Origin of the sequence: Allorhizobium sp. NPDC080224, assembly GCF_050281005.1 — a bacterium.
GTDB lineage: Bacteria > Pseudomonadota > Alphaproteobacteria > Rhizobiales > Rhizobiaceae > Allorhizobium.
Genome location: NZ_JBNNWJ010000004.1, coordinates 88,909 through 102,856, shown reverse-complemented (window position 1 = coordinate 102,856; position 13,948 = coordinate 88,909). Strand labels below are relative to the sequence as shown.

The 13,948-nt window shown below is 62.5% G+C and carries 9 protein-coding genes; 6 read left to right on the top strand and 3 right to left on the bottom strand.

Translation table 11 applies throughout. The features are described 5' to 3' along the window. Positions 1-4 precede the first annotated feature (4 nt). On the bottom strand, positions 5-1,012 hold the full coding sequence (locus tag ACQKP1_RS21935) for a diguanylate cyclase (RefSeq protein WP_427277012.1): 1,008 nt from the start codon (positions 1,010-1,012) through the stop codon (positions 5-7). Positions 1,013-1,256: 244 nt separating this feature from the next. Next, entirely contained in the window at positions 1,257-2,444 is a 1,188-nt protein-coding gene (locus ACQKP1_RS21930; RefSeq protein ID WP_427277011.1) for an acyl-CoA dehydrogenase, read from the bottom strand. A gap of 97 nt (positions 2,445-2,541) precedes the next feature. Between ACQKP1_RS21930 and ACQKP1_RS21925 the strand changes: the two genes are divergently transcribed. The 5 genes from ACQKP1_RS21925 (at position 2,542) to ACQKP1_RS21905 (ending at position 12,067) form a co-directional block, all read left to right on the top strand. Continuing rightward, positions 2,542-3,462, top strand: coding sequence for a LysR family transcriptional regulator (locus ACQKP1_RS21925; protein WP_427277010.1), 921 nt, complete (start codon positions 2,542-2,544; stop codon positions 3,460-3,462). Between the two features lie 106 nt (positions 3,463-3,568). Then, entirely contained in the window at positions 3,569-9,013 is a 5,445-nt protein-coding gene (locus tag ACQKP1_RS21920; RefSeq protein WP_427277009.1) for an MG2 domain-containing protein, read from the top strand. Further along, positions 9,013-11,100: a penicillin-binding protein 1C gene (pbpC, locus tag ACQKP1_RS21915; protein ID WP_427277008.1), complete on the top strand. Its 2,088-nt coding sequence runs from the start codon at positions 9,013-9,015 to the stop codon at positions 11,098-11,100. The genes ACQKP1_RS21920 and pbpC overlap by 1 nt, the downstream gene beginning before the upstream one ends. Positions 11,101-11,186: 86 nt before the next feature. Further along, positions 11,187-11,588, top strand: coding sequence for a hypothetical protein (locus ACQKP1_RS21910; RefSeq protein WP_203018163.1), 402 nt, complete (start codon positions 11,187-11,189; stop codon positions 11,586-11,588). Positions 11,589-11,650: 62 nt separating this feature from the next. After that, positions 11,651-12,067, top strand: coding sequence for an OsmC family protein (locus tag ACQKP1_RS21905; RefSeq protein ID WP_427277007.1), 417 nt, complete (start codon positions 11,651-11,653; stop codon positions 12,065-12,067). Here the strand turns inward: ACQKP1_RS21905 and ACQKP1_RS21900 are convergent. Beyond that, complete coding sequence (locus ACQKP1_RS21900) at positions 12,047-12,502, bottom strand: DUF1810 domain-containing protein (RefSeq protein ID WP_427277006.1); 456 nt, start codon at positions 12,500-12,502, stop codon at positions 12,047-12,049. The genes ACQKP1_RS21905 and ACQKP1_RS21900 overlap by 21 nt on opposite strands. Positions 12,503-12,838: 336 nt before the next feature. On the opposite strand from ACQKP1_RS21900, the gene ACQKP1_RS21895 reads away from it, so the two are divergent. After that, positions 12,839-13,942: a DUF475 domain-containing protein gene (locus ACQKP1_RS21895; RefSeq protein WP_427277005.1), complete on the top strand. Its 1,104-nt coding sequence runs from the start codon at positions 12,839-12,841 to the stop codon at positions 13,940-13,942. Positions 13,943-13,948: the final 6 nt, after the last annotated feature.

Genomic DNA, 13,948 nt, shown 5'->3' with positions numbered 1-13,948 from the left:
ACGTTCAGTCGTCAGAAGCGCGCTGAAGCACCTCGAAATCATAAAGCTGCCCGGCAACGGAAATGCGCCGGGCAGAAATCATCACGGGGACGACCTCTCCGGACGAATGGCGGATCTCGCCACGCATGCCCGCATAGCCGCCATCGCGATCGAGCAACGTGAGACGCTCGGCACGAGCCTCGCTTCCCGAGACGACGCCGGACGCGACCATCTCGCTGCCGCGGATCTCGTCCCATGTCTTGCCGATGAGATCGAGATAGGCCTGGTTCACTCTGACATAGCGGGAGCTTTTCTGGCCGATGCTGGAGATCGAAAACGCAACGGGCGAGAGTTCGAAGAGAGCCTGGATGACGGGACCAGAGAGCGCATTGGTCTCGGCCATTTCGATCGTTTCGCGGGACGGCAATCTGTCCTCGCCGGTTGCCATCATCTCGTAGTCGGCCGGCATGGCCAGCTCGTCACGCAGCACGGCCACCAGCCGCCACAGGTCGACTTCCATGAAGAATGATTTATGGGCTTCGTCGACCTGCTCCAGACGCGCGGGCAATGACGCAACAGCATCCGACAGTCGTTGCATCTCGCGCGGATTGCGGGCCGCGTCGCGCAGGGCTCGTAGCTTGTCCAAAGCGATGCCGTGAAGGGTCTCATAGGCTCCCTGCAACGCCGTTGCACGCTCGGCTTCGACATCGTCGAGCGGACGTGTTCCATCCGCGACCGGGAGTGATTCAAGCAAGGCCCAGACCGTGCGCTCCTCGGGACATTCCTCCACCTCGGCAGTCCCCTGCGGAGCATAACGAATGAGACTGAGAACGGTGTCGATGCCGAACCGGTTCACGTCGGCAGGCAGGACCTTTCCATCGCTGCCCTCTTCGAGCGCGGTCAGCCGGGTCGGTCCACCATTGTCGTCGAAGTAGATGCAGACCTCTGAGATCGCATCCGGGAAATCCAGCCAGGGGTGTTCGCTCCGGAACGCCGCGAGCGCAGAGTGGTCGAGCACTGTTAGAGCATACATGACGCGTCCTCCACAACCGGCCGTAGCGTACAGCAAAAGGCATCCTGCCTCATAGGTCAGGAATCGCCAAACACAAGCATAATGCAAACATCGCGGCTTCTGAATGTGTTTCTAGCCACGGACAAGTATATGAATGTTTAAGCTGAAATCTTGGAGTTTCGGAGGTGGCGCAAGAATGCGACAGTCCGGCGCCCAAACCCATAAATAGTCAGGGACGCCGGACTGCTGGAGCTCGATCGAGCAATCAGAAGAAAGCCTGGATACCGGTTTGCGCACGTCCAAGGATCAGCGCATGCACGTCATGCGTGCCTTCATAGGTGTTCACGGTCTCCAGGTTCTGCGCATGGCGCATCACGTGATATTCGATCTGGATGCCGTTGCCGCCGTGCATGTCGCGGGCCATGCGGGCGATGTCGAGCGCCTTGCCGCAATTGTTGCGCTTGACGATCGAGATCATCTCAGGCGCGAACTGGTGTTCGTCCATCAGACGGCCGACGCGCAGCGATGCGAGCAGGCCAAGCGAGATTTCAGTCTGCATGTCGGCCAGCTTCTTCTGAAAGAGCTGCGTGCCGGCGAGCGGCTTGCCGAACTGCTTCCGGTCGAGGCCATACTGGCGGGCACGGTGCCAGCAATCTTCGGCCGCGCCGAGAACACCCCAGGAGATGCCATAGCGGGCGCGGTTGAGGCAGCCGAAGGGGCCCTTGAGGCCGGATACATTTGGCAGAAGCGCATCTTCGCCAACTTCGACGCCATCCATGACGATTTCGCCGGTGACGGAAGCGCGCAGCGAAAGCTTGCCGCCGATCTTCGGCGCCGACAGACCCTTCATCCCCTTTTCGAGAATGAAGCCGCGGATCTCGCCGCCATGCGCTTCCGACTTCGCCCAAACGACGAAGACGTCGGCGATCGGCGCATTGGAGATCCACATCTTCGAGCCGCGCAGGCGGTAGCCGCCCTCGATCTTCTCGGCTCGGGTCTTCATGCCACCCGGATCGGAGCCGGCATCCGGCTCGGTCAGGCCGAAGCAGCCAATGAGCTCGCCGGAAACCAGACCTGGCAGATACTTGTCCTTCTGCTCTTCCGAACCATAGGCATAGATCGGATAGATGACGAGCGAGGACTGCACGCTCATCATCGAGCGATAACCGCTGTCGATCCGCTCGATCTCCCGCGCCACGAGGCCATAGGACACATAGTTGGCGTCAGCGGCGCCATACTTCTCGGGCAGCGTGACGCCGAGAAGACCGGCCTTGCCCATCAGGCGGAAGAGTTCAGGCTCGACCGTTTCACCGAGATAGGCGTCCGCAACCCGCGGAGCAAGCTCGGCTTCGGCAAAGGCCGCGGCCGCATCCTGGATCATCCGCTCGTCCTCGCTGAGGATCTCGGACATCAGGAAAGGATCACTCCAGGAAAAGGGTCGCATCTCGCTCATCGGTCTCATCCATTTGTTTCGTTATGCCAGATTGCTCATGTCGGAGCGCAATTCAAGCCATGTTTACTCATGTTGCTATTAGGTCTATTCATATCGCATGCTCACACATCAACGCCGCTTTCTGCCCTCGACAAGTGCGCTCGCCGCCTTCGATTCCGTCGCCAAGCTCGGCAGCTTCTCGGCCGCCGCCAACGAGCTGGCGCTGACACAAGGGGCGATCAGCCGCCAGATCGGCCTTCTCGAAGACCAGCTCGGCGTCAAGCTCTTCGAACGCACCAATCGCGGTGTTGAGTTGACGCCCATCGGCCGCACATATGCGAAGGGCATCGGTGATGCGCTGGCCACGATCCGCACGCTGTCGCTGGAGGCCATGGCGACGCGCGACGACACCCATCTGCGCCTCGCCATCCTGCCGACATTCGGCACCCGCTGGCTGATGCCGCGCATGCCGGACTTCCTCGCAAAGAATCCCGCCATCATCATGGACTTCGCCACCCGCATAGGCCAGTTCGATTTCGAAGGCTCCGGTCTCGATGCCGCGATCCATATCGGTGAACCAAACTGGCCAGGCACCGATTGCCAGTTTCTGATGCACGAACTGGTCGTCCCAGTGTGCAGCCCCTCGTTCCTCGCCGACAACCCGGTGAACCGGCCGGAAGACCTGCTCGCGAAACCGCTCTTCGACATGGCGTCCCGCCCGCGGGCCTGGGAGCACTGGTTTTCAAGCCTCGGCATCAGCGAGGGTCGCGGCGGCGGCATGCGCTTCGAGCAGTTCTCCAACGTCGTCCAGGCCTGCCACGCAGGTCTGGGGATCGCGCTCGTCCCGACATTCCTGATCGAGCCGGAACTTTCAAGCGGGCAGCTGGTCCGCGCCTGGGATCACGAGGTGAAAAGCGCAAGCGCTTACTACCTGGTCCGACCGCTCTCGAAGATGGCCTATGGGCCGGCCAGCACCTTCGCAGCATGGATCCTGGAGCAGGCAAGAAGCTTCAGCGAGCGGCGCCCCGCGAGTGCTTGAGGACCACCCAGAAATGACTCAGCACCTGTGTCCTGTGCCGATTGACAAGCCCCTGTCATGAGCAAAGACTACCCTTCGAAGCCCATGATCAGGCTCGGAGGGGACCATGTTCAAGCACCGTTTTTCGGGATTTCTCGCACTCGCGCTGGCTCTCGTTCCCCTATCTGCTCCCGTCGGCGCCCAGGACATCAGGACGGTCGAGCGGGTCGAGAATGCCGACTATTTCGGCTTCGATCTCAGGACGGAGAAGAGCGTCTCCATCGACGAATGCGAGGCGAGCTGCATTGGCGACGCCTCCTGCCGCGCCTTCACGTACAACCCGAAGGTCAACTGGTGCTTTCTCAAATCGGACTACGACCAGCTGAACAGCTTCCCGGGCGCGATCGCCGGTCGCATAGTCGTGCAGACGGCGGAAGAGGATATCGGCGCGCCACCAGCGCTGACCTTCGTCTCGGACTATCTGAGATCGGAAGCCCGCAATCGCCGCGACACTCTATCGGTCGCGGCTGAACAAGAGGGTTTGGGACGTGATGCCCTGATCGAGACAGGGCGCGCAGCCTTTGCCAGTGGCAACAACGACTATGCCATTCTCTCCCTGAAGGGTGCGTTGGCGATCGACGCAGACGACGCATCCCTCTGGCTCGAAATGGCCCGCATGGCCAATACCGTCGTCAACAATTACGGCATGGCCAATGAGGGTGCGACGGCAGCCATCAACGGCTATCTGCTGACCCGGGGTGCCTCGACCCGCGCCGACGCGCTTGCCACGCTGGCGAAGTCTCTCGAGAACAGCGAAAACTGGCGCCCGGCGCTGAGCGCCTACAAGGCAAGCCTCGAGCTCGCATCGAATGCGCAGGTGCGCGCCGCCTTCGAAGACCTGCGCTCTCGCCAGGGTTTCCGCGTCGTCAACAACACGGTTGATTCCGACAGCGCCTCGCCGCGCGCCTGCGTCGAATTCTCCGAACAGCTGGTCAAGCGCGGCGTCGACTACTCGTCCTTCGTCACCCTCGACGGCAAGACGCCGAAGGCGCTCGAAGCGAAGAACAACCAGATCTGCGTCGAGGGCCTGGAGCATGGCGGACGCTACCGCCTCGCACTCCGTGCCGGCCTGCCCTCATCGGTGGACGAAAACCTGGAAGCCCCGGTCGAACTCGAGGTGTATGTCCGCGATCGCAGCGCAACCGTGCGCTTCACCGGCGACAGTTTCGTTCTCCCCTCCTCCGCTCGTCAGGGCATTCCGCTCGTCTCTATCAACACGGACAGCGCCAACCTCGAACTCTATCGGATCGGCGACCGCAACATCGCTCCGCTGCTGGCATCCTCGCAGTTCCTCACCCAGATGGACGGCTACACCGCCGGCCGCGTGAAGGATGAACTGGGCGAACTCGTCTGGCAGGGCTCGGTCGAGATCGCCAACGAGCAGAACAAGGAGATCGTCACCAGCATTCCGCTGCAGGAAGCGCTGCCGACCCGCAAACCCGGCATCTATGTGATGACTGCGGTCTCCCCGACCGGTGTCACCGAGAACTGGGACAGCCGCGCGACGCAGTGGTTCGTGGTTTCCGACATCGGCCTCTCGACCTTTGCCGGCACCGATGGGCTGCATGTCTTTGCCCGCTCGCTGGCATCGGCCAGCCCACTTGCCAATATCGAGCTGCAGCTGATCGCCAAAAACAACGAGATCCTTGCGACCGCGACCACCGACGCCGAAGGTCGTGCCCGTTTCGACGCCGGCCTCGTGCGCGGTGGCGCAGCGCTCGCTCCGGCCGTCATCGCGGCCCGCAGCGGCGCCGAAGACAACGTGTTCCTCGACATGACCCGCGCCGGCTTCGACCTCTCTGACCGAGGCGTCACGGGTCGCCCGGCACCGGGCCCGGTCGACATCCTCGCCTGGACCGAGCGTGGCATCTACCGTCCCGGCGAGACAGTGCACGCGGCAGCGCTGGCCCGCGACACCAATGCCGATGCCATTGCCGGCCTGCCACTGACTTTCCTTTTCTCACGGCCCGACGGGGTCGAGTTCCGCCGCATGGCAGTGTCAAGCGAGACGCTGGGGGGGTATGCCGTCGAACTGCCGATCCTCGCCAACGCCATGCGTGGCACCTGGAAAGTCGCAATTCACACAGATCCCGAGAAGCCGGCCATCGCCCAGTTGACATTCCTCGTTGACGATTTCGTGCCGGATCGGCTCGATCTCAAACTATCGAGCGAGGCTACGGCAATCTCGACCGAGGAGCCGGTGACCGTCTCCGCCGATGGCCGTTACCTCTATGGCGCGCCGGCGGCCGGCCTCACGCTCGAAGGCGAAGTCGTGATCCGCCCGACGACGAGCCATCCGGACTTCGACCGCTACAGCTTCGGCCTGGCGGACGAAGAAGGCATCGAAGACATGCGTTTGCCGCTTGAAGGGCTTGACCCGCTGGATGAAGATGGCCTCGCCGAAATCGAGGTTGCCCTGACCGATCTGCCCTCGACGACACGCCTCCTGAACGCGGATATTGTCCTCCGTCTGCGCGAAAGTGGTGGCCGCGCGGTCGAACGCAAACTAACCCTTCCCGTCACGCCGCAAGGGTCCGTCATCGGCATCAAGCCGGAATTCGAGGGCGAGGTCTCCGAAAACTCGAATGCTGCCTTCAACCTGATCGCGCTTGGCCCCGATGGCCAGCGTCAGGCCTTGGCCGGTGCGAACTGGAAGCTGATCAAGCTGGAGCGAAACTACCAGTGGTATCGCGATGGTTCCTCTTGGCGTTATGAGCCGATAACGACGACCAAGCTCGTGGCCGATGGCACCGTCGATATCGTGGCGGAAGGCACCCCACTTTCAACACCGGTGACCTGGGGCGCCCATCGCCTGGAGGTCGAGCAGGGCGACGCCGTCACCAGCGTCGACTTCGATGCTGGCTGGTTCGTCGCTGCAAGCTCAACCGAGACACCCGACGCGCTGGAGATCGGCCTCGACAAGCGGGCCTACAAGGTCGGAGATACAGCAAAACTGAAGATCTCGCCGCGTTTCGCAGGCCAGGTGATCGTAACCTCCGGCACGGATGCGCTGATTTCCACCCAGGTTGCCGAAGTCCCGGCCACCGGCACGGAAATCGAAATTCCAGTGACTGCGGATTTCGGCGCCGGGGCCTATGTGACCGCGACCCTTTTCCGCCCCGGTGACGCCGAGGAAAGCCGCATGCCGGCGCGTGCGATCGGTATTGCCTGGCTCGCCGTCGATCCGGGCGCCGACAAACTCGCGATCAAGCTTTCGCCGCCGGAAAAGACCCTGCCCCGCCAGCCGCTGGAAATCCCCGTGGAAGTCACCGGCGCCGGCATCGGCGAAGAAGCCTATGTCATGGTCGCCGCCGTCGACGTCGGCATTCTCAACCTCACCCGCTATGAAACGCCGGACCCGGAAGCCTATTATTTCGGCCAGCGCCGTCTAGGCCTTGAACTGCGCGACCTCTATGGCCGCCTGATCGATGGCTCGCTGGGCGCAACCGGACGTCTGCGCACCGGTGGTGACGGCGGCCAGATCGCCCTGCAAGGCAATCCGCCGCGCGAAAAGCTCGTGGCCTTCTTCGCTGGACCCGTGAAGCTCGGTGCAGATGGCAAGGCAACAATCTCCTTCGACATCCCACAATTTAACGGCACAGCCCGTGTCATGGCCTGGGCCTGGTCGAAGACAGGCGTGGGCCACAGCGAGACGGACGTGATCATCCGAGATCCGATCGTCATCACGGCAAGCCTGCCGAAATTCCTCGCCCCTGAGGACGAAAGCAGTCTTCGTCTGGACATCGCCGCGACGGACGCTCCATCCGGCACTTATACGCTGGCCGTGACAGGCAACGGTCCCGTCAGTATCGGAGGATCGGAAAGCCAAGAGGTCACGCTGACGGCGGGTGAAACCACCACCGTCACGCTGCCGCTCACGGCCAACACGCCCGGCGACGGCGCCATCGACATCGCGCTCTCGGGTGCCGACGGCATTGCTATCAGCCAGTCGCTCGACCTGCCGGTTCGTCCGGCAACGCTGCCGATCACCGAGCGTCAGGTCATTGCGCTGGCACCCGGCAAGAGCCTGACCATCGATGGCGACCTGCTCGCCGACAGCCTGCTGCAGGGCGCCTCTGTCAGCCTCAATGTCGCCCGTGCCGATGGCCTCGACATTCCGGGCCTGCTGATGGCGCTCGACCGCTATCCCTATGGCTGCGCCGAACAGACCACCAGCCGCGCGCTGCCGCTTCTCTACTTCGATGAACTGGCCAAGCTATCCGGCCTGCCGGAGGACGAGGCGATCAACAAGCGCGTTCAGGACGGCATCCTGCGCGTGCTGGCCTATCAGTCCTCGAGCGGATCCTTCGGCCTCTGGGCACCCGGTTCCGAAAGCCTCTGGCTCGACGCCTATGTCACCGACTTCCTGACCCGCGCCCGCGAGCAGAAGTTTGACGTGCCGGAAGAAGCACTCGTCCAGGCGCTGCAGAACCTGCAGAATCGCATCGCCTATGACAACGACATCCGCACGCGCGGAAACGAGATCGCCTATGCGCTATACGTGCTGTCCCGCAGCCGCAAGGCTTCACTCAGCGATCTGCGCTACTACGCCGACACGATGCTCGGCGACTTCCCGACGCCCCTGTCGAAAGCCCATCTGGCAGCGGCACTCTCGCTCTACGGTGACAGCGAGCGAGCCAACGCCGTTTTCCTCGATGCCACCGGCATGAGCGAACAGGCCCGTATGACGCCGGTCAGCTTCTCCCGCTCCGACTACGGCTCGGCGCTGCGCGATGCAGCAGGCGTTCTGGCACTTGCCGCCGAAAGCCGCCCGGTTCCGCCTGTTGTCCCGATCCTCGCAAAGGTCGTGGCCCACGAGTGGAAGGCGAAGCAGACACTCAGCACCCAGGAACAGACCTGGATGCTGCTTGCCGCCCGCGCACTCCAGCAGGACGACGAGGGGCTGACGCTTGAGGTTAATGGTGCCGAAAAGACCGGCGCCTATGCCGCCACGATCCCGGGCGACGCGCTCCTTGAGGCGCCGCTGACGCTGACCAATACCGGCCTTGATCCGGTGAGCGCAGCGGTCACCACGGTCGCAGCCCCGGCTCTGCCACCGGCAGCCGGCGGCGAAGGCTTCGAGATCAGCAAGACCTACTACAGTCTGACCGGCGAAGAGGCCAACATCACCGAGGTTACTCAGAACGAACGCTATGTCGTGGTGCTGGAGGTGACGGAAGCGGATGACTGGCCGGCCCAGCTTCTGGTGACCGATCTGCTTCCCGCCGGCTTCGAGATCGACAATCCGAGCCTGGTCGACAGCGCCGTCCTCGCCAACTTCGACTGGATCGGCGAGACCGAAACGGCGCATCTCGAATTCCGCAGCGACCGCTTCGTGGCGGCGATCAATCGCGGCGAAGGCGAAAACGGCACCATCACGCTGGCTTATGTCGTTCGCGCCGTCACCCCCGGCACCTATGACATCCCCGCAGCCAGCGTCGAAGACATGTATCGCCCGCAGTTGTCGGCGCGCACGGCAGCCGGTGCGATGACGGTCTCGGCCTTACCCTGATGGGCCGTTTGAGGCGCATAGGGATCAGCATCGGGGCGGTCGCCATCGCGGCCACCGCTTTGCTTGTTGCGCTCGATTGGGCAGACAGAAACTACCCTCCCCCGCTGGACGCAGCGCGGGAGGTATCGACCGAAATCCTCGATCGTGACGGCCAGCTCTTGCGCGGCTTCGCGACCCGAGAGGGCCTGTGGCGATTTGAGACCACAATCGATGACGTCGATCCCGCCTTGCTGAAGATGCTCATCGCCTATGAGGATCGCCGCTATCAAAGCCATTCCGGCGTCGATGTCCTGGCGCTCGGTCGCGCCGCCTGGCAGCTTGCCGCGAACGGTCGCATCGTTTCCGGTGCCTCGACGCTTTCCATGCAGGTGGCCCGCCTGATCGAACCGCGCAGGGAACGCTCGCTCAGCGCCAAGCTCATTCAGATTGCGCGTGCCATTCAGATCGAGCGGCGCCTGTCGAAGACGGAAATCCTCAACCTCTATCTCACCCACGCGCCCTATGGCGGCAATCTGGAAGGCGTGCGCGCGGCAAGCCTTGCTTGGTTTGGCAAGGAACCCAAACGCCTGTCGACCGCAGAGGCTGCTCTCCTCGTTGCCCTGCCGCAGCTGCCCGAAAAACGCCGCCCGGACCGCTACCGCGACAATGCACTCGAAGCCCGCAAGCGGGTTCTGGAGCGCGCACGCGAGGCCGACGTCGTCGACGAGACGGAAGTCGAGCTGGCGCTCAACGCCTCGCTGCCGACCATGCGCCGTCAGTTACCTGCGCTGGCGCCCCATCTCGCCGAAGCCGCTCGGCGCAAGGCACCCGAGGCCAGCTCCCACCAGACCACCATTCTACGCCCGGTCCAGGAGATCCTGGAAAAGGTGGCGCTCGAAGCAAGCCGCAAGCTCGACCCCAAGGTCTCGCTCGCTCTGCTGATGGCCGATGCTAGTACCGGGGAAATCGTCGCTGAAGTCGGCGCCGCCGACTATTTCGATGCATCCCGCTCCGGCTGGATCGACATGACACGGGCAGAACGCTCGCCCGGCTCGGCGCTGAAACCCTTCATCTACGGCCTCGCCTTCGAGCAGGGGCTGGTGGCGCAGGAAACAATCATCGAGGATCGTCCTGCCGACTTCTTCGGCTACCGCCCGAAGAATTTCGACATGCAGTATCAAGGCGACGTCAGCATCCGTCAGGCGCTGCAATTGTCTCTCAACGTACCCGCTGTCCGTCTTCTCGATGCTGTTGGTCCCTCGCGCCTGATGGTGCGCCTGCGCCGCGCCGGAGTGAAACTAAAGCTGCCGCCGAACGAAGCGCCGGGCCTGGCGATTGCGCTGGGCGGTGCAGGGATCACACTGAAAGACCTCGTGCAGCTTTACGCCGGTCTCGCAAACCGCCAACAGCCGGTCCGGCTGGGGGACGGCATCCGCGACTTGGCCGAACAGATGGACGAAGAGCCACTTTTCGAACCCTCTGCGGCCTTTACCGTCGCAGACGTGCTTGGCGACGTTCTCCCGCCGACCGGAAGCCCGCCTGCCGGCATAGCTTACAAGACGGGCACCAGCTACGGCTATCGTGACGCCTGGTCGGTCGGCTATGACGGGCGCTATGTGCTTGGCGTCTGGATTGGCCGCCCCGACAATGCCGCCGTCCCCGGCATATCGGGTTATCAGACCGCAGCCCCCATCCTCTTCGAAGCCTTTGCCAAATCCGGCCTTGCCGGAACGCCCCTGCCTCGCGCCCCGACTGGTGCAAACCGCCTGGCGGCATCGGATCTGCCGCAATCGCTTCGCCGCTTCTCGGTCAACGCCAACGGCCTTATCACCGTCTCCGCGCGAGAGCGGCCGCCCCAGATTGTCTACCCCCTGGAGGGTTCGGTTCTCGAACGCGGCAAGGGCGCGGATGGTGAGGCTTTACCGGTCGTCATGAAGATGCAAGCCGGACGCGCGCCCTTTCGGTGGTTGGTCGATGGCAAACCGATGCGTGAATCCACGCGCCGCAGAACCGGCGAATGGCATCCGGAAGGCATCGGGCAATCGACCCTGACCGTAATCGATGCGGAAGGGCGCGCTGCTTCAGTCAATGTCTTCGTCCTGAATTGACGCATCTGTTGCTGCCAGCCGTGATCCGCCGCAGGACAGCTCGCGTAGAGGTTCCCGTTAACCCATTTGAACGGGAGATCTTCGTTATGACCAGCAGCATGCGTGCCGGACTGATCACGCTCCTGACGATCGCGTTCATCGCCCCGGCAGCGATGGCCAATGAACGCTTCACAGCATCCGCCATTCAGGATGAAATCATCGGCAAGAGGATCTACCTTGCCGTACCCTTCGGCGGCGAATTCCCGCTGAACTATCGTCCCAACGGCCAGGTAGACGGTTCGGGCGAAGCCCTCGGCCTCGGCCGCTTCGCCAAGCCCAATGACAAGGGGCGCTGGTGGATCAATGGCGATCGTCTCTGCCAGCAGTTCACCAGCTGGTACAAAGGCGAGCCCATGTGCTTCGAGCTGATCCGCACCGGCGACAAGCGCCTGAAATGGATCCGCGACAACGGCCAGACCGGCACGGCGCGCATCGGCAACAGCATCTGACGCGGCTTGTCGCACCATCCCCCGGTCCCTATTTTGAACCTTGGAACAGAATGGGGACTGGAATGGCAGATCTGCGGAGCCGCCCGATCGGCGCGACAGCGACACTGGGGCGAAGGGGTTATCCGGTCATCAGTTCCGCGACCGGTGGCGCGCTCGAAATCGTCACCGGACCGACCGAGGCCGGCTTCAACCCACTCGACCTGCTCTTTGCCTCGCTTGCTGCCTGCATGAGCATGAGCGCAAGGATCGCGGCCCGGGAACTGGGTTTAACAGGTGATTTCGAGAGCCTGCAGGTCGCAGTAACAGGAGAGAAGGCGCCAGACGAACCCTCGCGCTTCGCTTCCATCATCGTCTCGCTGACGTTTCAGGGTGCTCTTGATCCTCATGACCAGTCGAGGATTGCGCATCGCGCCGAAGAAATCTGCACTGTCAGCAATAGCCTCGCAGTTCGCCCCCAATTACGGATCGGCTCCGCCTAGCGCGAGACGCTCTAACGTGATGGCATCAGGCTCTCCGCCACAGAACACATCGAGAGCCTCGCGGAAGATGGCAGCGTCGTCAGGATCGGCAGCGGCGGCAAAGAGCGTCATGGACGATCGAAACTTCATGTCGTCGGGTTGCCCGAAAATCTTCAGAAGGCTTTGGTCACGATGCGCCAGAACGGCCCGGGTGGCGTCTCGTAGACGCACTCCGAGGATCGGATGCACGAGATAGGCACGCGCCTCATGGAGCGACCTCAAGGCAAAATGCTGCGCAGTGGGCGATCGGCCCAAGCCCTCCAACTGAGGGAAGATGAACCACATCCAGTGACTGCGCTTGCGGCCACCCTGCAGTTCCCGAAGCGCCTGCGCGTAGGTGTCCCGCTGCGCGTCCATGAAGCGCTGCAAGTCGACGGGAGAATGATCTTCATCCATATAAGCCTTCCTCCTCTAGCTTCCGCGGTGATCGGCAAGGCCATCGCCAATGCCTGATGCGATCAACTATTCCGCCCTACGCGCCTTAAATCTTGACGTCGGACCAATGTTCGTTAACAAGAATGTGAGGCGCCGTGATTTCAGCATCACCGCGCCCGAACCTGGTGCCGGGCCCCTCTGGCGAGAGTTTACGGCGCTCTCGTGATGTCGGTACCGCCAGCAATTTCAGCCGGCGGATTCTAGAACAATGAACACTTGGATCATGCTTCATGCGAAGGCGTGCAGGACGCTTCGCACCTCCACCACTTCTGTGTCCTCTCATCTGGAGGACCGCACATGAGTACGTCAGCAGCAACAGGTGCCAACTCTACGCTCGGCTACTTCCGCTGGGCCTTCATCGTCACCGCAATCGGACTTGTCATGGGGGCGGCTCTCGGATGGCAGATGAGCGGCACCGTCACCGGCATGATGACCATCTTCTTCATCTGCTCGGTCCTGGCCGTGCTTGAAATCTCGCTATCCTTCGACAATGCGATCGTCAACGCCAACAAACTCAAGGACATGACGCCCGTCTGGCAACGGCGCTTCCTGACCTGGGGCATCCTCATCGCCGTCTTCGGCATGCGCATCATCTTCCCGCTGTTGATCGTTGTGATCGCGGCGCAGATCGGCCCGATCGAAGCGGTGATCCTCGCCGCCCGCGAGCCCGCGGAATATGCTCGCATCATGAACGATGCGCATCTGCCGATCGCGGCCTTCGGTGGTACCTTCCTGATGATGGTCGGCCTCACCTACTTCTTCAACCAGGAGAAGGACATCCACTGGATCGAGTGGCTCGAAAGCCATATGGCGCGCTCCGCCTCCATCAAGGGCATCGAGATCGCACTCGTGCTGCTGCTGATCCTGCTGTTCTCGAACCTCCTAGAAGGAGAGGAAGCGACGACCTTCGTCTATTCGGCGATCTATGGTCTGGTGACCTTCCTCGCCGTCGAAGTTCTCGGCGGTCTGCTCGACGCCTCGCAGCGGGCCATGAGCGAAGCCGCAAAGGGCGGCCTTGGCGCTTTCATTTATCTCGAAGTGCTGGATGCCAGCTTCTCCTTCGACGGCGTCATCGGCGCCTTCGCTCTGACGCAGAACCTATTCATCATCGCGATCGGCCTTGGCATCGGCGCCATGTATGTGCGCTCCATGACCATCATGCTCGTCGAAAAGGGCACGCTCGCCGAGTATCGTTATCTCGAACACGGCGCCTTCTACGCGATCCTGATCTTGTCGGTGATCATGTATGTGCAGACGCTGGTCCACATCCCTGAAGTCATCACCGGTCTCGGTGGCGCGGCACTCATCGGCATCTCGCTCTGGTCCTCGATCAAGTACAATCGCCATGAGCGGGAGGAAGAGCATCGTCTCGCCAGCGAAGCCGTGGCGGAGCATATCTGACCGAGA